Below are 17484 nucleotides of genomic sequence, written 5' to 3'. Positions count from 1 at the left end.
TGAACCGCAGCGGCCAAGCCGGTAAACTGGCGCCACCCAGTACTGGTGATTGCCATGCGTCGTACCGCTGTTTCCCTGTCCGTGCTTGCCTGCGCCGTGATGGCGCTGGGGGCGTGCAAGCGCACCGAGACCCCCGCCGAAGCTGCTGCCCCGGCCCCTGCTGCCGCCGCTGCCGCGCCTGCCGCAAAGGGCGATGCCGCCGTGGCCGCCAACGACAACCTCAACGCCGTGCTGTGGATGCAGCGTTCGCAGGAATACCGGGCAATCACCGAGCAGACCTACCGCGCCGCTGCCGACCACCTGGACAAGGCGCTCAAGGAAGCCAACTGGGATGCGCTGGTGCCCGAAGAGCGCGGCAACGCCGCCAAGGGCCTGAAGCCGGCCGTGGTGCTCGACGTGGACGAAACCGTGCTGGACAACTCGCCCTACCAGGCCCGCCTGGTCCGCGACGGCGGCGAGTACGACGAACTGAGCTGGGACCAGTGGGTGGCCGAAAAGAAGGCCAAGGCCATTCCGGGCGTGGTCGATTTCGCCAAGGCGGCCAACGCCAAGGGCGTGACCCTGCTGTACATCTCCAACCGCGCCGTGCACCTCAAGGAGGCCACCCTGGCCAACCTGCGTGCCGAAGGCCTGCCGGTGGCCGATGACAGCGTGTTCCTGGGCCTGGGCACGGTGGTGAAGGACTGCGAGCAGGCCGGCAGCGAAAAGAACTGCCGACGCCGCCTGGCCGGGCAGAACTACCGCGTGCTGATGCAGTTCGGCGACCAGCTGGGCGACTTCGTGGAAGTGACCGCCAACACCAATGTCGGCCGCGACGCGCTGCTGCAGCAGTACCATGACTGGTTCGGCGAGCGCTGGTGGATGCTGCCCAACCCGACCTACGGCGGCTTCGAACCGGCCCAGTTCAACAACGACTACAGCCAGTCGCGCCAGGCCCGCCACGACGCCAAGCGGGCCGCGCTGGACTACGCGCCGTGAGCCGCGCCCCGCTGCCGCTGCGCGATGACGAACGCCTGATCTTCGCGCTCGATGTGCCGGGCCGCGAGGATGCGCTGGCCTGGGTGGACCGGCTGGGCGATGCGGTCTCCTTCTACAAGATCGGCATGGAGCTGCTGGCCTCGGGCGAGTACTTCGAGGTGCTCGATGCGCTGGCCGCGCGCGACAAGCGCGTGTTCGTCGACCTGAAGTTCTTCGACATCCCGGCCACCGCTGCGGCGGTGATCCGCCGGCTGTCGCAGTGGCCGGTGAGCTACGCCACCATCCATGGTTGGCACCCGGCGATGATGGAGGCCTGCGCGGCCGCCAACAGCAGCGACATGCGCCTGCTGGCGGTGACCGTGCTGACCTCGATGGGGCGTGAGGACCTGCGTGGCATGGGCATCGACCGCGAGCCGGTCGACGTGGTGGTGGAACGCGCGCTGGCCGCGCAGGCGGCCGGCATCGACGGCGTGATCGCCTCGGGCCAGGAAGCCGGCCCGATCCGCGCCGCCACCGGCGCCGGGTTCTCGATCGTGTGCCCGGGCATCCGCCCCGGTGGCCCGGTGGGCGACGACCAGAAGCGCACCGTGGGCGTGGCCCAGGCGTTCGCCGACGGCGCCGATGCCATCGTGGTTGGTCGCCCGATCCGCTTGGCGGCCGACCCGCGCGCGGCTGCGCGGGCGATCCAGGACGAGATCCGCGCCGCTCGTCGCTGACTGATGTAGGGGTTGTACGCACCGGGATGGAACTGCATCCCGGTGCCAGGTAGCGCCTGTTCGCAGAAATGGATCCATCAATCGTTGGTGCCGCTGAAACGCGACCGACCACGCAGTTGTCCCGTCTTCTTTGCCGTCGAATCGACCCGGCACATGCCCCTGCGCTGTGCCTGTCGTTTCCACTTTTCCGCAAAGGAGTTGCTGCATGCGTATCTGTTCCCGGCCGGCCTGGATGTTCGGCCTGATCCTTTCTGCTGTTTCGGTTCCCGCGCTGGCCCAGCCCGGGCCGGACACCGTGCCCCACATCATCGGCGGGGGCGACGCCGAACCCGGCCAGTACCCGTTCATGGCCAGCCTGCAGCGGCTGGGCCGCGGCGATTCGGACCACGCCCGCCACAACTGCGGTGCCACCTTGATCTCGCCCTCCTGGGTGCTCACCGCCGCGCACTGTGTTGACGGGCTGCCGCCGGCGCAGCTGGCGGTGCTGGTCGGGGAGACCACGCTGAAGACCACGCCGCGCCGCCGCGCCTCCAACGTCAAGGCCATCCACGTCCATCCGGCCTACGACGAAGGCAACCTGCTCAACGACGTGGCGCTGATCCAGCTCAAGCGGGCGGTGCCCAAGGCCGAGCCGGCCGAGCTGTTGCTGGGCCGGGACAGTGCCTACCTGCGGCCCGGGCGCGCCTTCACGGTGATCGGCTGGGGGGTGACCGACTTCCCCGGGGAGCAGGATCTGCCGACCACCCTGCAGACGGTGCAGACCCCGTTCGTGACCTTTGCCGCGTGCCAGCAGGCCTACCCGGACCTGCAGGCCGGCGCGGTGATCTGCGCCGGCGCCGAGGGCATCGACAGCTGCAGCGGCGACTCCGGCGGGCCGCTGCTGGTGCGCCGCAAGGGCGCCTGGACGGTGCTGGGCACGGTCAGCTGGGGCGAGGGCTGCGCGCTGCCGGATCGCCCTGGGGTGTACGCGCGGTTATCGCAGGGCTATGTGCGCGATTTCATCCAGGCCACCTGGATGCGTGACTGATATCCAATAGAAACAGTGGGTTGCGCCCATCCTGCCAGCCCGGCGGGCAGGATGGGTTGCCGCTGTGGGGGCGCAGGCCGCAAGATGCGGACCGGTCCGGGGAAGTCCGAATTCATGTCCATGCCGTTGATGACAGGGCGCTACCGACCCTGGGTGATGTCGCTGTCGCTGTGCGGGCTGCTGCTGGTGGGGGCGTGCAAGCGCGACACGATCGACCCGGATGCACCGGCCGCCGAGCCGGTGGCCGCGTTGCAGCAGATCGCCCGCCACCTGGCCGACAACGACCTGGTGGGCTACGCCCGCGGCTCGGTGCCGCCGGCCCAGTACACCCGCCTGCAGACGGCCTGGGACGAGGGTCACAGCCGCTGGCCGCTCACCGACCTGCCGCTGGATGGCCAGCTGCTGCCGATGCTGGCGGCGCTGTCCGCGCCGGACGCGCCCAAGCGCCTGCAGCGCTCGTTCGACACCCAGATTGCCGGCCAGGCCACCGGGGTGCGCCAGGCGGCCCATTCGATGGGGTTGTTCGGCGTGCAGTACCTGCGCAACCAGACCGACTACAGCGAGGCCGAGCGCGCCCACTACAGCCAGGTAGTGGATGTGCTGAGCCGCTGGGCGGCCGCCGCGCCGCTGACCGACAAGCAGCGCGCAAAGACCACCATCACCCTGTTGACCGCCACCGCACGCAGTGCCGGGTTGTCCACCGACGCCGAGCTGCAGGCGGCCGGCATGGAGGGCAGCCTGCGCCGGCTGGGGCCGTTCGCCAAGGCGCTGAAGACCGCGCTGGCCAGTTACGGGCTGTCGCTGGACGCGGCGATGACCGACCTGCGCGGCGAACTGGTGTCGCAGGAGGGCGACACCGCCGTGCTGCGGATCCAGTACCCGCTGGCCGGCGAACAGATCGAAGCCCAGGTGCGCATGACCCGCCGCGAGGGCCACTGGTACCTGGCGCGCACCCTGGAAGAGACCGACGCACTGCTCAAGGCGGCTGACGAAGCGAAGGCCGCCATGGCCGCGCAAGCTGAACATGACGCTCAGATGGCCGCAGAAGCAGAGGCCGCCGCGCAGGTCAAGGACGGTGCTTCTGCACCGGCTAAGCCATAATGAAGCCGATGCCGAACCAGAATCCCCTGCCTTTCCCCGGCGAAGAGCCGCCCAAGACGCCGGACGTCCCGTCCGCGTCGCCCGACACCGTGCCCGGCGCGGACGCCCCGACCGCGGGCGCGACCGACCCGGCGGCGATCGTGCCCAGCACGGTCAGCGCGGCAGCGCGCACCTCGTTCGGGCGCCGCCCGTGGTGGGCCCGTCTGCTGGGCCGCCTGGTCGAACCGTGGCTGTCGCTGAAGATCGAACCCGAACATCCCGGCCAGTACGACGACGGCCGCCCGGTGGTCTACGTGCTGGAAGACTACGGTCTGTCCAACGCGCTGATCCTGGACAAGGCCTGCCGTGAAGCCGGGCTGCCCTCGCCGCTGGTGCCCATTGCCGGCGACCCGACCGGGCGCAGGCGGGCCTATCTGGCGCTGTCGCGGCGGAGCAGCAGCAACTCGCTGATTCCCGAACAGCGCGGCGCCAAGACCCATTCCGATTCGCTGGCCAAGGTGCTGCAGGCCCACCGCGCCCGCGGCGAGCTGGACGTGAACCTGGTGCCGGTGTCTATCTTCGTCGGCCGCGCGCCGGACAAGCAGAGCGGTTGGTTCGCGGTGCTGTTCTCGGAAAACTGGGCGCTGGTGGGCCGCTTCCGCCGCCTGCTGGCGGTGCTGCTCAACGGTCGCAGCACCATCGTGCGGTTCGCCCCGCCGATCTCGCTGCGCGCCACCGTGGACGAAGGGCTGGACCCCGAGCGCACGGTGCGCAAGCTGCAGCGCGTGCTGCGCACCCACTTCCGCCGCATCCGCGAATCGGTGATCGGGCCGGACCTGTCCACCCGCCGCCTGCTGGTGGACAAGGTGCTGGAGGCGGACACGGTGCGCGAGGCGATCGCGTCGCAGGCCAAGCGCGACAACACCAAGCCGGCCGACGCCTGGAAGAAGGCGCACGCCTACGCCTGGGAAATCGCCGCGGACTACTCCAGCCCGGTGGTGCGCTCGGCCAGCTTCATGCTCAGCCATGTGTGGAACCGCATCTACGCCGGCGTGCTGGTGCACCACCTGGACAAGTTCAAGGCCGCCGCGCCGGGCCATGAAGTGGTGTACGTGCCCAGCCATCGCAGCCACATGGATTACCTGCTGCTGTCCTACCTGTTGTACGACCGCGGCATCGTGCCGCCGCACATCGTGGCGGGCATCAACCTGAACCTGCCGGTGGTGGGCACGCTGCTGCGCAAGGGCGGTGCGTTCTTCATCCGCCGCTCGATCCGCGGCAACGCGCTGTATTCGGCGGTGCTGAGCGAATACGTGGCGCAGCTGGTGGCCGGTGGCTATTCGATCGAATACTTCGTCGAAGGCGGCCGTTCGCGTACCGGGCGCCTGCTGCAGCCCAAGGGCGGCATGATCTCGATGACGCTGCGCGCGTTCCTGCGCCAGCCGCGCAAGCCGGTGCTGTTCCAGCCGGTGTACATCGGCTATGAAAAGCTGATGGAAGGCGGCAGCTACCTGGACGAGCTGTCCGGGCGGCCGAAGGAAAAAGAATCGATCTGGCAGCTGCTGTGGTCGATCCCCAAGGTGCTCAAGCAGAACTACGGCCAGGTGGTGGTGAACTTCGGCGAGCCGATCGCGCTCAACGACGTACTGGCCCGCCAGGCACCGGAGTGGGATGGCGCGCCGGTTGGCGAGGACGAGAAGCCGTCGTGGCTGTCGGGCACGGTGGACCACCTGGCCGAACGCATCCAGGTGCACATCAACGGCGCGGCCGACGTCAATCCGATCAACCTGCTGGCGCTGGCGCTGCTGTCCACGCCCAAGCATGCGATGGGCGAAGCCGACCTGATCGCGCAGATCGAGCTGTGCAAGACCCTGCTGGTGGAAATGCCGTATTCGGACCGGGTCACGGTCACGCCGCATTCGCCGGAGCGGATCATCGCGCACGCCGAGGAAATCAACGTGCTGACCCGGATCAAGCACCCGCTGGGCGATGTGCTCAGCGTCAGTGGCGATACCGCGGTGCTGCTCAGCTACTTCCGCAACAACGTCATCCACCTGTTCACCGCGTCGTCGTGGGTGGCGTGCTGCTTCCAGAACAACCGCCGCATGAGCCGCACCGGGCTGGTGCAGCTGGGCCGCACCGTGTACCCGTTCCTGCAGGCCGAGCTGTTCCTGCCGTGGACCGAAGACGAATTTGCCCAGCGCATCGAGCAGACCATCGCGGTGTTCGTGCGCGAGGGCCTGCTGCAGAACGTCAATGACGACGATGGCGGCATCCTGGCGCGCAACACCGGGCAGACCGACGAGGTGTTCCGCCTGCGTGCGATCGGCCATTCACTGCAGCAGGCGTTCGAGCGGTATTACATCGCCATTTCGGTGCTGGTGAAGAACGGCCCGGGCACGCTGGGCGCAGCCGAGCTGGAAAGCCTGTGCCAGCAGGCCGCGCAGCGCCTGAGCCTGCTCTACGCCCCGGCCGCGCCGGAGTTCTTCGACCGCACCCTGTTCCGCGGCTTCATCCAGAAGCTGCGCGAGCTGCGCCTGGTGTGGCCGGACGAGAACAGCAAGCTGCTGTTCGACGAACGCCTGGACATGTGGGCCAAGGATGCCAAGTTCATTCTGGGCCGCGAGCTGCGCCACACCATCGAGCGGGTGAGCCCCGAAGCCGCGAAGCCAGAGGAACCGGTAACGCAGGATTGACGACCGCGTCGACAATCCTGCGTATCCCGAGGTATCCGGATTTCACCGCGTTCGCCAGCAATTCGTAGCGCCGGCCGTTGGCCGGCATGCCTTACGCCGGCTCGTCCGGAATCAACATGTCTTCCAGCTTCGCAATGCGGTCCTTGAGCTGGAGCTTGCGGCGCTTCAGGCGCTTGAACTCCAGCTCATCCTCGCCATTGGCGGCCATGCGCTGGATCTTGTCATCCAGGTCACGATGCTCCTGACGGAGGTTGGCAAGCAGGTCGGTGATCTGTTCGGGCGTCAGGGTATCCACAGTCGTCGAGCATACACATCCGGCATGACGCCCGGGAGTGAACGCAGTCACTTCCCCACACCGATGGCAACCAGTGCGAGCCGGTAGAATGACCGGATGCCTGCCGTGCTGCCCCTGCCCGATCCGCTCCCCCGCGCCCCGCGCACGGACGCGGCCGCGCAGGACAGACTGGCGCGCAGGCTGCGCCGCCAGGTGGGCCAGGCGATCGCCGACTTCGGCATGATCGAGGACGGCGACCGCATCATGGTCTGCCTGTCCGGCGGCAAGGACAGCTACACCCTGCTGGACGTGCTGCTGCAGCTGCAGAAAAAGGCCCCGGTGGCCTTCGAACTGGTGGCGGTGAACCTGGACCAGAAACAGCCGGGCTTCCCCGAACACGTGCTGCCGGAGTACCTGGCCTCGATCGGCGTGGCTTACCAGATCATCGAACAGGACACCTATTCGGTGGTGAGCCGGGTAATTCCCGAAGGCCGCACGATGTGCTCGCTGTGCTCGCGGCTGCGTCGCGGCGCGCTGTACCGGCATGCGGCGGAACATGGCTTCAGCAAGATCGCACTCGGCCACCACCGCGACGACAGCGTGGCCACGTTCTTCCTCAACCTGTTCCACCACGCCAAGCTCTCCGCGATGCCGCCCAAGCTGCGCAGCGACGATGGCCAGCACGTGGTGATCCGCCCGCTGGCCTATGTCAGCGAGCGCGACATCGCACAACATGCGCAGGCGCGCGGCTTCCCGATCATTCCGTGCACGCTGTGCGGCAGCCAGGACAACCTGCAGCGCCGCCAGGTGGCGCAGATGCTGCAGCAGTGGGAGGATCAACACCCCGGGCGGATCGACCAGATCGCGCGTGCGCTGGGCAACATCCACCCGTCGCAGCTGGCCGACCCGGCCCTGTTCGATTTCATGGCGCTGGGCCGCACCGCGGTCGCGCCCAGCCCGCCGTCGGCCTGGACCGACGGCACCCCCTGACCTTCCCTTTCACGCCTTCCTATCCGGATTTCCATGTTCTTTCGCAACCTGACGCTGTTCCGCTTCCCGACCGCCACTGATTTCTCTGAAGTCGATACCCTGTTGCCGCAGGTGCTGCTCAAGCCGGTCGGCCCGCTTGAAATGAGTTCACGCGGTTTCATTTCCCCGTTCGGTCGTGAGGAAAAGGCCGTGTTCTCGCACCGCGTCGGCGACGCGCTGTGGCTGACCGTGGGCGGTGAGGACAAGATCCTGCCGGGCGCGGTGGTCAACGACCTGCTGGCCCGCAAGCTGGAAGAGATCGAAGAGAAGGAGGGGCGCAAGCCCGGCGGGCGCGAGCGCAAGCGCCTGAAGGACGACCTGCTGCACGAGCTGATGCCGCGTGCCTTCGTGAAGAGCTCGCGTACTGACGCGCTGATCGACCTCACCCACGGCTACGTGGCGGTGGACTGCTCGAGCAGCAAGAAGGGCGAGAACATGATGTCCGACATCCGTGGCCTGCTCGGCAGCTTCCCGGCCATGCCGCTGAACGCGGAAGTGGCGCCACGCTCGATCCTGACCGGCTGGATCGCCGGTGAGCCGCTCCCCACCGGGCTGAGCCTGGGCGAAGAGTGCGAGATGAAGGACCCGGCCGAGGGCGGCGCGGTGGTCAAGTGCCAGCACCAGGAACTGCGCTGCGACGAGATCGACAAGCACCTGGACGCCGGCAAGCAGGTGACCAAGCTGGCCCTGGTGTTCGAGGACAACCTGTCCTTCGTGCTGGGCGACGACCTGATCGTGCGCAAGCTGAAGTTCCTGGACGGCGCCCTGGACCAGCTCGAGCACGCCGACGAGGACGGCCGCCGCGCCGAGCTGGATGCCCGTTTCGCCCTGCAGAGCGGCGAAGTGCGCCGCCTGTTCCTGCTGCTGGAAGAGGCCTTCAAGCTGAGCAAAGCCGACTGAGGCACCGGGCGGGGTCCTGCCCCGCCCCTTTACACCCCGCAGTCATATCCCGCGCACCACGGGCGTTATGCTGTACCCATGCCCGGATTCCTCCGCCGCCTGATCTCCCCGGCCGTTGCCCCCACCCTGCAGCGCGACACCGTGCGCCTGCGCCTGGAGGATGCCGAGATCGACGTGCTGCGCGTGCGCGATCCGCGTGCCCGCCGGATCAAACTGAGTGTCGACGAACGCGGCGTGCGGCTGACCTTGCCGCCGCGCGCCAGCCTGGTGATGGGCGAACGTTTCCTCGAACAGCACCGCGGTTGGTTGTCCACGCAGCTGCGCAGTTACCAGGCGCAGAACCTGCCACCGCCGCTGGTGATCGGCGAACCCGGCGTGCTGCCGCTGCGTGGCGAACTGCTGCCATTGCGGTGGGATACCGGCCGCTATGCGCACCTGGAGCTGGACGGCACCGGCGTGTGCATGCACCTGCCGGCCCGCGGTACTGATGCCACGGTGAAGCGCGCGCTGCGCGAGTTCTACGAAGCGCAGACCCGCGCCGATGTCGGCCAGTGGCTGCCGCGCTACCTGCCCAGCCTGCCGCGCGCACCAGCGCGCCTGCGGCTGAAGGTGATGTCCTCGCAATGGGGCTCGCTGGCCCCCGATGGCAGCATGGCGTTGGACCTGGCGCTGGTGCTGGGGCGGCCGTCGGCGTTCGAGTACGTGCTGGTGCATGAGCTCTGCCATCTGATCCAGGCCAATCATTCGCCTGCGTTCTGGGACGAAGTGGAACAGCGCTTCCCGGCGTGGCGTGAGGAACGGGATTACTTCCAACTGGAAGGGCGGCGGCTCAAGGCGATGCTGCGGCAGCTGCTTTGAATACGCTTTCTGCGTCGCTGCTTTCGACCTTGTTGCATGGGATCGCTGCGTGAGGCGCGCGAATCTGGCGGCTTCTGCCGCCACCCGGAATGCCCATGTCGACGATGGCCTCGGTTGCCTTCGATGTGCTCACCAATGTGCTGGCTGCCGCCGTGCTGGGCACGGCGGCGATGCTGCGTGCGCGCGTACCGGATGTGTCCGGAGTGTGGACGCTGACCCGTTACGGCCAGGGACCTGAGCGCCACGCCGAGGCCGTGTACCTGGTGATGCTGTCGCAGAACGGGGTGCGCGTGGAAGGCGTGGCCGAGTGCGTGCAGTGCCGCGTTGGGAGCGGACCGTTACGGTTGCTGCCCGGCCGCGAACGGCCACGGGTGGAAGTCAGTGGTGGCCTGTACGGCAGCGTGTTCCATCGCAAGCGCTTCCGCCTGCTGTTCCGCGAAAGCGCACGGCGCCAGGGCAGCATCGCCACCCACGGCATGGACCGCCGTGAAAGCGACGACCACTGGCGCGGCAGCTACATCCTCAGTGCCGGCGGCCGCAGTGGCGACAGTGAGTGGCGACGGGGGCAGGGCGCGCATGATTTCGCCGTGGCCAGCGATGCATACCCACCCCGTGATCAGGGCGAAGCGCGTGCGCGCAGCGTGGCCGCCTGCGCCCAGCGTGCGGCCACGCGCGGGGCGGTGATGCACACCGCCTGATCGGTCACGGTGGTGACCGCGCGCTCCAGCAGCTGGATGTCGGCTTCGTGCTGGCGGGCCACGTGCGGGTCTTCGAAGAAGATCGCGCGCTGGCAGCGGCCTTCCAGCACCTGGTCGGCGATCTGCGCGTCGCCGCCCATCGGGCCGCTCTGGTAGCGGGTCACCCACTCCTGGTCCCTGGCCCAGCCCCGGCTCCAGGCCAGTTCGTTCAGGCGCTGGCCGGTGGTACCGGTGCCCACGCGGCTGCGGAAGCGCGAGAGCAGCGCGAAGTGTTCGTCGGCGAAGGCCAGCATGGCCGGCTTCATCGCATCGTGCGCGATCAGCGCCAGCGTGTGCTGCTCGAATGCATGCAGGTCATCGGCGCCGGGATCGCCGGCCAGGCGGGCGTGCACGCGTTCCACTTCGATCCAGTCGCGCGCGGTGGCCACGGTGGAGATGAAGGGCTTGCCGTGGATCACGCACTGGCGCTTGAGTGCGGTGGCTTCGGGGAACACCGAGGACGGGTCGACCGGGTCCATCAGGTAGATCGCCCCATCCAGCGTCCGCTCGGGCGTGCCCATGCCCACCACCTCGGCGACCAGCTTCATCAGGCCGCCCTCGCGGCCGTTCGGGTAGCGGCGCAGGGTGGCGAAATCGGGCAGGAAGCCCAGCCGCTGGATGGCGTCATAGGTGCGGCCGACCGCATGCAGCTCCACGCCCAGCTCGCGCAGCCCGGTGTCGCTGGCGCGCAGCCAGCGGAACAGGGCGGCGTGCTTGTCGTGGTGGTGCAGCCGATTGGCAGCCAGGCCGATGCGCATGGGAATCATCCGGGAGAGTGGGGCATCCGCGACATTACCAGCCCTTCACGACAATTCGTAAAAGTTGCATAGCCGTCTACCGGGGCCATAACCGACATTGACCGCCATCAGCCGGTCAATCAGGACAGTCCCCCCATGCCTCTCTCCGCTCCCCGCAACGCACCGTCGGTGCAGACGCTGGCCCACGACCGCGGCGCCCGCATCCGCGCGCTGGGTCGCCTGCTGCGCCATGCGGCCCACGGCGATGCCGACGTCCTGTTGGTCGGGCTGGCGCGCATGCTGGATGCGCATATCGAATGCGACCACGCCGACGATGCGGGCAATGCCCGCATCCGCGACCAGCTGGATGAGATCCAGCTGTTGCTGGCCTTGGAAATCGAGCGCGCCGGGGTCCGGGCCGCCGCTTGAATCCAAATGGCCGGCGCCAGTGTGCCCGGTGACCGCTGTCAGGCGGTGATCAGTTCCACGATTGCCGCTGCCGCATCGCGGCCTTCGGCCACGGCGGTCACCACCAGGTCCGCACCGCGCACCGCGTCGCCACCGGCGAACAGGCGCGGGTGGGCGGTCTGGAACGGCAGCCGGCCCTGGCCGCCGGCCAGGATGCGGCCGTTGTTGCCCGCCTCCACGCCCTGCGCGGTGAGCCATGCCGGCGCGGTCGGCGAGAAGCCGAACGCGATGATCACCACGTCCGCTTCCAGCAGCGATTCGCTGCCCTCGATCGGCACCGCGTTGCGCCGGCCCTGTGCATCGGGCTCGCCCAGGTGGGTTTCCACCACGGTCACGCCGATCGCTTCGTCATCGGCACCGGCCTCGATCGACAGCGGCTGGCGGTTGAACAGGAAGCGCACGCCTTCTTCGCGGGCGTTGGCCACCTCGCGCGCCGAGCCCGGCATGCTGGCCTCGTCGCGGCGGTAGGCGCAGGTGACCCGGGCCGCACCCAGCCGCACCGCGCTGCGCACGCAGTCCATGCCGGTATCGCCGCCGCCCAGCACCACCACGCGCTTGCCCTCCAGGTCGGGCAGGGCAAGCGTGTCTTCCCAGCCGGCGATCGGCCGGCCGTGGGCATCGCTGCCGCTGACGATGCGGCTGTTCTGCACCAGGAACGGCAGCGCCGGCAGCACGTTCTTCAGGTCCTGCCCGGGCAGCCCGCCATCGGTATAGCGGTAGGCACCGGTGCCGACGAACACCGCGTCGTAGTCGGCCAGCAGCGTTTCCAGGGTCACGTCGCGGCCGATCTCCACGCCCAGCCGGAACTGCACGCCCATGCCTTCCAGCACGTTGCGGCGGCGGCTGATCACCGACTTGTCCAGCTTGAAGCTGGGAATGCCGAACTGCAGCAGGCCCCCGATCTGTTCGTAGCGGTCGTACACCACCGCCTGCACGCCGGCATGCGCCAGGCGGTCGGCACAGGCCAGGCCGGCCGGGCCGGCGCCGATCACCGCCACGCGCTTGCCGGTGCTTTCCACCGCCGCCATGTCCGGCCGCCAGCCGGTGGCCAGCGCGGTATCCACGATGTACTTCTCCACCGCGCCGATGGTGACCGCGCCGAATTCCTCCAGCGTGCAGCTGCCTTCGCACAGGCGGTCCTGCGGGCACACCCGGCCGCACACTTCCGGCAGCGGGTTGGTGGAATGGCACAGCGTGGCCGCTTCGTGGATGCGATTTTCCTGCACCAGCTGCAGCCACTGCGGAATGGCGTTGTGCACCGGGCACTTCCAGCTGCAGTAGGGGTTGCCGCAGTCCAGGCAGCGACCGGCCTGGTACTGGGCATCTTCCTTGCCGAATTTTCCGTACAGCTCACCCCAGTCGCCGGAGGTGCGCAGTTCCACCGGAATGCGCTGCGGCATGGTCCGGGGCAGGTCGAGGAACTGGAAGGCGTGCTTGCGGCTCATAGGGGAATCCAGGAAATCAGGCGGCGCGGCGCAGCGATTCGGTCAGCGATTCAATGCTGGCGGCCTTGGGTTTGACCAGCCAGAACTTGCCCACGTAATCGCGGAACTCGTCCAGGATCTGCTGGGCCCAGATGCTGCCTGTGAGCTCGCGGTGGCGGCTGATCAGCGTGTGGAGGTGCTGGCGGTGGTTCTCGAAGCCTTCGGCCGAAATGCGGTGGATGTCGATCAGTTCGTGGTTGTAGCGGTCCACGAAGTCGCGGTCGATATCCAGCACGTAGGCCAACCCGCCGGTGAAGCCGGCACCGAAGTTCAGGCCCACCTTGCCCAGCACCAGCACGATGCCGTCGGTCATGTACTCGCAGCAGTGGTCGCCGGCGCCTTCGATGACCGCCAGCGCGCCGGAGTTGCGCACGCCGAAGCGTTCGCCCGCGCGGCCGGCGGCGAACAGCTCACCGCCAGTGGCGCCGTACAGGCAGGTGTTGCCGATGATGGCGGTGTTGCGCGCTTCGAAGCGTGCGCCGCGCGGCGGGCGTACCACCAGGCGGCCACCGGCCATGCCCTTGCCCACGTAATCGTTGGCTTCGCCTTCCACTTCCAGCTGCAGGCCGCCCACGTTGAACGCGCCGAAGCTCTGCCCGGCGGTGCCACGGAAGCGCAGGGTCAGCGGCGCATCGCTCATGCCCTGGTTGCCATGCGCGCGTGCGATGGCGCCGGACAGGCGGGAGCCGATGGAGCGGTCGGTGTTATGGATCAGGAAGCGGTGTTCGCCGCCCAGCTTGCCGGCAATGGCCGGGGCCAGCAGGCCATCCATCTGCGTGGCCAGGCTGTCCGGCGACTCGTACAGGCGCTGCGCGGCGCAGTGGCTGCCGCCGTACTGGGCCGGGTTGAGCAGGCGCGACAGATCCACCTTGACGCCCGGACGCGGGGCGACGTCCAGCTGCTGCAGGAGGTCGGTGCGGCCCACGATCTCGTCCAGCGAGCGCACGCCCAGGTAGGACAGCCAGCCGCGCACCTCCTCGGCCAGCAGCCGGAAGAAGTTCTCCACGCGCTCGGGCAGGCCGGTGAAATACTGCGCGCGCAGGCGCTCGTCCTGGGTGGCCACGCCGGTGGCGCAGTTGTTGAGGTGGCAGATGCGCAGGTACTTGCAGCCCAGCACGATCATCGGCGCGGTGCCGAAGCCGAAGCTGTCCGCGCCCAGCAGCGCGGCCTTGATAACGTCCAGCCCGGTCTTCAGGCCGCCATCGGTCTGCAGCAGGGTGCGCCCGCGCAGGTCATTGGCCACCAGCGCCTGGTGCGATTCGGCCACGCCCAGTTCCCACGGCACGCCGGCGTAGCGGATCGAGCTGACCGGGCTGGCACCGGTGCCGCCATCATGGCCGGACACGGTGATCAGGTCGGCACCGGCCTTGACCACGCCGGCGGCGATGGTGCCCACGCCGGCATGCGAGACCAGCTTCACCGACACCAGTGCATCGGGGTTGACCTGCTTGAGGTCGTAGATGAGCTGGGCCAGGTCTTCGATCGAATAGATGTCGTGGTGCGGCGGCGGCGAGATCAGGCCGATGCCCGGCTTGGCATAACGCAGCCGCGCGATCAGTTCGTTGACCTTGTGCCCGGGCAGCTGCCCGCCTTCGCCGGGCTTGGCGCCCTGGGCCACCTTGATCTGCAGTACTTCGGCATTCACCAGGTATTCGGCGGTGACGCCGAAGCGGCCCGAGGCCACCTGCTTGATCTTGCTGCGCTTGTTGGTGCCGTAGCGCACCGGGTCTTCGCCACCCTCACCGGAATTGCTGCGCCCACCCAGCCGGTTCATGGCGATGGCCAGTGCTTCATGCGCTTCCGGCGACAACGCGCCCAGGCTGATCGCGGCGGTGTCGAAGCGGCGGAACAGGTCTTCGGCTGGGGCCACTTCATCCAGCGGGGTCGGCGTCGGCGCCGCCTTGAGCTGCAGCAGGTCGCGCAGGGCCGATACCGGGCGCCCGTGCACCGCTTCGCAGTAGCGCTGCCAGTCGGCGGCGTCCCCGCTGCGCGCGGCGCGCTGCAGGGTCATGACCACGTCCGGGTTGTACATGTGGTATTCGCCACCGTGCACGTACTTGAGCACGCCGCCCACCTCCGGGCGCAGCAGGTCGTTCCAGGCGCGCACGGTAAGCTCGCGTGCCTCGTCGTCCAGACGCGAGAAGCCCACGCCGGCCACGCGCGAGGGCGTTTCCGGGAAGCACAGGTCGACCACTTCGTCGTCCAGGCCGACGATCTCGAACAGCTGCGCGCCGCGGTAACTGGCCACGGTACAGATGCCCATCTTGGAGATGATCTTGGACAGGCCCTTGTAGATGCCCTTGCGGTAGCTGCGACCGATCTGCGACTGCTCGCCGCCCTTCTTCAGCTGCAGGATGCCGCGCCGGCCCAGGTCGAACAGGGTCTGGTAGGCCAGGTACGGGTACACCGCCGTGGCGCCGAAGCCGAGCAGGCAGGCCATGTGGTGCGGGTCGCGCGCGGTGCCGGTTTCCAGGATCAGGTTGACGTCGCAGCGCAGCCCGGCGTTGGACAGGTGGTGGTGCACCGCACTGGTGGCCAGCAGCGCATGCACCATCGGCCGGTCCGCCACCGGGTAACGGTCGCTGAGCAGCAGCATGACGATACCTTCGCGCGCGGCCGCTTCGGCTTCGGCGCAGATGCGCTCGATGCCGGCCTTCAGCCCTTCGTCCAGGCTGTAGGAGAGGTCGATGAGCCGGTTGCGGTCCACGTACTGCGGCATCTTGATCAGCTGGCGCAGCTTGCGCTGGCTGAGCACCGGCGAATTGAGAATGACGTGGTTCACCGTCTCCGCGCCGGCATGGAAGATGTTGGTCTCCTTGCCGAGCTGGGTGGTGAGCGACATCACGCAGTCTTCCCGCAACGGATCGATCGGCGGGTTGGTGACCTGCGCGAAGGCCTGGCGGAAGTAGTCGTACAGCGGCCGGCTCTGCTGGCTGAGCACGGCCATCGGGGTGTCATCGCCCATCGAACCGGTGGCTTCCTGCTCGGTCTCGGCCAGTGGGCGCAGGATCTGCTCCACTTCCTCGGTGCTGAGCTGGAACAGCTTGTGGTAACTGCGCAGGGTGCGTTCGTCGAACGGCTCTTCCACCAGCGACGGGTCGATCAGTTCGGTCTGCAGGTAGGTCACGCCCTGCTGCAGCCATTGCTTGTACGGCGCGCGGCCACGGTTGATGCGGTCGATGGCATCCGAATCCAGCAGGTCGCCGCGCTTGAGGTCGATGGCCATCATCTCGCCCGGGCCCAGCTTGCCCTTGCGCACCACGCGTTCGGCCGGCACTTCCCACACGCCCGCTTCGGACGCCACCAGGAAGTGGCGGTCGGAGGTGAGCATCCAGCGCGCGGGGCGCAGCCCGTTGCGGTCCAACGTGCAGGCGGCATAGCGGCCATCGCAGGCGACGATGCCGGCAGGGCCGTCCCACGGTTCGCTGTTAAGGCCGTAGAACTCGTAGAACGCGGCCAGGTCGGCGTCCTTGAACTCCAGCGACTGGGTCGCCGGCGGCACCAGGATGCGCAGCGCCTGGATCAGTTCCATGCCGGCGCTGACCATCAGCTCCAGCATGTTGTCCAGGCTCTGCGAATCCGAGCCGTGCATGGAGATCACCGGGTTGAATTCACCGATGTCGAAGCGCGGGGTCTTCCACACCTTGCTGCGCGCCTGTGCCCAGCGCCGGTTGCCTTCGATGGTGTTGATTTCGCCGTTGTGGGCGAGCATGCGGAAGGGATGCGCCAGCGGCCAGCGCGGCAGCGTGTTGGTGGAGAAGCGCTGGTGGAACACGATGGCGCTGGAGGCCAGGTCATTGCGCTGCAGGTCCGGGTAGAACCGGCTCAGCTTGTCCGGCAGCACCATGCCCTTGTAGCTGATCGCGTTGGGGCTGAGCGTGGTGACGTAATAATCGGCATGTTCGCGCAGCTGCTGTTCGCTGCGGCGGCGGGCCAGGAACAGCGCCAGGGTGAAGGCGGCTTCGTCCTGGCCATGGCCGGCATCGACGAATACCTGTTCGATGTGGGGCAGGGTATCGCGGGCCAGCTGGCCGCACACGCTGGGATCGGTCGGCACCACGCGCCAGCCAAGCGGCTGGCAGCCGGCGTCGCGCAGTTGCTGTTCGAGGGTGTCGCGGCAGGCCTGGGCGGCGGCATCGTCGTGCGGCAGGAACACCACGCCGGCCGCATGCAGTTTGCCGAGGGTGATGCCGGCTTCGGCGGCCAGTGCCTGCAGGAACGCTTCGGGGCGGCGCAGCAACAGGCCGCAGCCGTCACCGGTGACACCGTCGGCGGCGACACCGCCGCGGTGGGTCATGCGCGACAGCGCCGCAATCGCGGTGTCGACCAGCAGCCGTGACGGCTGGTCGTCCAGTTGCGCCACCATGCCGAAACCACAGGCATCGCGTTCGTCTTGTGGGTCGTAAAGCCCTTGGCGGTTGCGGGGGGCCATCTCTGCCTCAAAGTCGGGTGAGCGGCGACACTCGTCCCCGCTCAATCCGTTGAGCGCATCTGGAGGCA

At 68.3% G+C, this 17484-nt stretch carries 14 protein-coding genes; 10 read left to right on the top strand and 4 right to left on the bottom strand.

Going from position 1 to position 17484, the window contains the following annotated elements:
* Nucleotides 1-54 precede the first annotated feature (54 nt).
* The 5 genes from ACQG3P_RS06430 to plsB all read left to right on the top strand — a co-directional run bounded on the left by ACQG3P_RS06430 (nt 55) and on the right by plsB (nt 6497).
* Complete coding sequence (locus ACQG3P_RS06430; protein WP_426804553.1) at nt 55-978, top strand: 5'-nucleotidase, lipoprotein e(P4) family; 924 nt, start codon at nt 55-57, stop codon at nt 976-978.
* The gene (pyrF, locus tag ACQG3P_RS06425) at nt 975-1694 is read left to right on the top strand and encodes an orotidine-5'-phosphate decarboxylase (RefSeq protein WP_068848149.1); all 720 of its coding nucleotides are present in this window, start codon (nt 975-977) and stop codon (nt 1692-1694) included. Before ACQG3P_RS06430 ends, pyrF begins: the two co-directional genes overlap by 4 nt.
* 205 nt (nt 1695-1899) lie before the next feature.
* Entirely contained in the window at nt 1900-2721 is an 822-nt protein-coding gene (locus tag ACQG3P_RS06420) for a S1 family peptidase (protein WP_254622107.1), read from the top strand.
* Nucleotides 2722-2835: 114 nt separating this feature from the next.
* Nucleotides 2836-3822 carry a hypothetical protein gene (locus ACQG3P_RS06415; protein ID WP_426804552.1) on the top strand — a complete coding sequence of 329 codons (987 nt, stop codon included), beginning with the start codon at nt 2836-2838 and terminating at the stop codon, nt 3820-3822.
* Entirely contained in the window at nt 3822-6497 is a 2676-nt protein-coding gene (plsB, locus tag ACQG3P_RS06410; RefSeq protein ID WP_426804551.1) for a glycerol-3-phosphate 1-O-acyltransferase PlsB, read from the top strand. Before ACQG3P_RS06415 ends, plsB begins: the two co-directional genes overlap by 1 nt.
* A gap of 91 nt (nt 6498-6588) precedes the next feature.
* On the opposite strand, the gene ACQG3P_RS06405 is transcribed toward plsB, so the two are convergent.
* Nucleotides 6589-6792, bottom strand: a complete 204-nt coding sequence (locus ACQG3P_RS06405) for a YdcH family protein (RefSeq protein WP_068848155.1) — start codon at nt 6790-6792, stop codon at nt 6589-6591.
* A gap of 96 nt (nt 6793-6888) precedes the next feature.
* Between ACQG3P_RS06405 and ttcA the strand changes: the two genes are divergently transcribed.
* The 4 genes from ttcA to ACQG3P_RS06385 all read left to right on the top strand — a co-directional run bounded on the left by ttcA (nt 6889) and on the right by ACQG3P_RS06385 (nt 10256).
* Entirely contained in the window at nt 6889-7761 is an 873-nt protein-coding gene (ttcA, locus tag ACQG3P_RS06400; protein ID WP_426804550.1) for a tRNA 2-thiocytidine(32) synthetase TtcA, read from the top strand.
* Between the two features lie 33 nt (nt 7762-7794).
* Nucleotides 7795-8700: a recombination-associated protein RdgC gene (locus ACQG3P_RS06395; RefSeq protein ID WP_068848158.1), complete on the top strand. Its 906-nt coding sequence runs from the start codon at nt 7795-7797 to the stop codon at nt 8698-8700.
* 78 nt (nt 8701-8778) lie between these two features.
* On the top strand, nt 8779-9558 hold the full coding sequence (locus tag ACQG3P_RS06390) for a M48 family metallopeptidase (RefSeq protein WP_068848160.1): 780 nt from the start codon (nt 8779-8781) through the stop codon (nt 9556-9558).
* Nucleotides 9559-9653: 95 nt separating this feature from the next.
* The gene (locus tag ACQG3P_RS06385; RefSeq protein ID WP_426804549.1) at nt 9654-10256 is read left to right on the top strand and encodes a hypothetical protein; all 603 of its coding nucleotides are present in this window, start codon (nt 9654-9656) and stop codon (nt 10254-10256) included.
* Here ACQG3P_RS06385 and ACQG3P_RS06380 read toward each other — a convergent pair.
* Nucleotides 10175-11053 (bottom strand): methylglyoxal synthase, encoded by an 879-nt coding sequence (locus ACQG3P_RS06380; RefSeq protein WP_426804548.1) that lies wholly within the window; start codon nt 11051-11053, stop codon nt 10175-10177. The genes ACQG3P_RS06385 and ACQG3P_RS06380 overlap by 82 nt on opposite strands.
* 135 nt (nt 11054-11188) lie before the next feature.
* Between ACQG3P_RS06380 and ACQG3P_RS06375 the strand changes: the two genes are divergently transcribed.
* Complete coding sequence (locus tag ACQG3P_RS06375; protein ID WP_095362439.1) at nt 11189-11461, top strand: hypothetical protein; 273 nt, start codon at nt 11189-11191, stop codon at nt 11459-11461.
* A gap of 38 nt (nt 11462-11499) precedes the next feature.
* On the opposite strand, the gene ACQG3P_RS06370 is transcribed toward ACQG3P_RS06375, so the two are convergent.
* The gene (locus tag ACQG3P_RS06370; RefSeq protein ID WP_068848166.1) at nt 11500-12945 is read right to left on the bottom strand and encodes an FAD-dependent oxidoreductase; all 1446 of its coding nucleotides are present in this window, start codon (nt 12943-12945) and stop codon (nt 11500-11502) included.
* Between the two features lie 16 nt (nt 12946-12961).
* On the bottom strand, nt 12962-17416 hold the full coding sequence (gene gltB / locus ACQG3P_RS06365) for a glutamate synthase large subunit (RefSeq protein WP_426804547.1): 4455 nt from the start codon (nt 17414-17416) through the stop codon (nt 12962-12964).
* Nucleotides 17417-17484 lie beyond the last annotated feature (68 nt).

Origin of the sequence: Stenotrophomonas sp. SrG (genome assembly GCF_050031795.1) — a bacterium.
Classification (GTDB): Bacteria; Pseudomonadota; Gammaproteobacteria; order Xanthomonadales; family Xanthomonadaceae; genus Stenotrophomonas; species Stenotrophomonas rhizophila_A.
Note: the sequence above shows the minus strand (reverse complement) of the source record. Positions and strands in the feature narration are given on the sequence as shown.

Bases quoted from the DNA above. Each gene is read 5' to 3' on its own strand.
- ACQG3P_RS06430 (WP_426804553.1), top strand. From the start codon at position 55: ATGCGTCGTACCGCTGTTTCCCTGTCCGTGCTTGCCTGCGCCGTGATG.
- ACQG3P_RS06420 (WP_254622107.1), top strand. From the start codon at position 1,900: ATGCGTATCTGTTCCCGGCCGGCCTGGATGTTCGGCCTGATCCTTTCT.
- ACQG3P_RS06415 (WP_426804552.1), top strand. From the start codon at position 2,836: ATGTCCATGCCGTTGATGACAGGGCGCTACCGACCCTGGGTGATGTCG.
- plsB (WP_426804551.1), top strand. From the start codon at position 3,822: ATGAAGCCGATGCCGAACCAGAATCCCCTGCCTTTCCCCGGCGAAGAG.
- ttcA (WP_426804550.1), top strand. From the start codon at position 6,889: ATGCCTGCCGTGCTGCCCCTGCCCGATCCGCTCCCCCGCGCCCCGCGC.
- ACQG3P_RS06395 (WP_068848158.1), top strand. From the start codon at position 7,795: ATGTTCTTTCGCAACCTGACGCTGTTCCGCTTCCCGACCGCCACTGAT.
- ACQG3P_RS06390 (WP_068848160.1), top strand. From the start codon at position 8,779: ATGCCCGGATTCCTCCGCCGCCTGATCTCCCCGGCCGTTGCCCCCACC.
- ACQG3P_RS06385 (WP_426804549.1), top strand. From the start codon at position 9,654: ATGTCGACGATGGCCTCGGTTGCCTTCGATGTGCTCACCAATGTGCTG.
- ACQG3P_RS06380 (WP_426804548.1), bottom strand. From the start codon at position 11,053: ATGCGCATCGGCCTGGCTGCCAATCGGCTGCACCACCACGACAAGCAC.
- ACQG3P_RS06375 (WP_095362439.1), top strand. From the start codon at position 11,189: ATGCCTCTCTCCGCTCCCCGCAACGCACCGTCGGTGCAGACGCTGGCC.
- ACQG3P_RS06370 (WP_068848166.1), bottom strand. From the start codon at position 12,945: ATGAGCCGCAAGCACGCCTTCCAGTTCCTCGACCTGCCCCGGACCATG.
- gltB (WP_426804547.1), bottom strand. From the start codon at position 17,416: ATGGCCCCCCGCAACCGCCAAGGGCTTTACGACCCACAAGACGAACGC.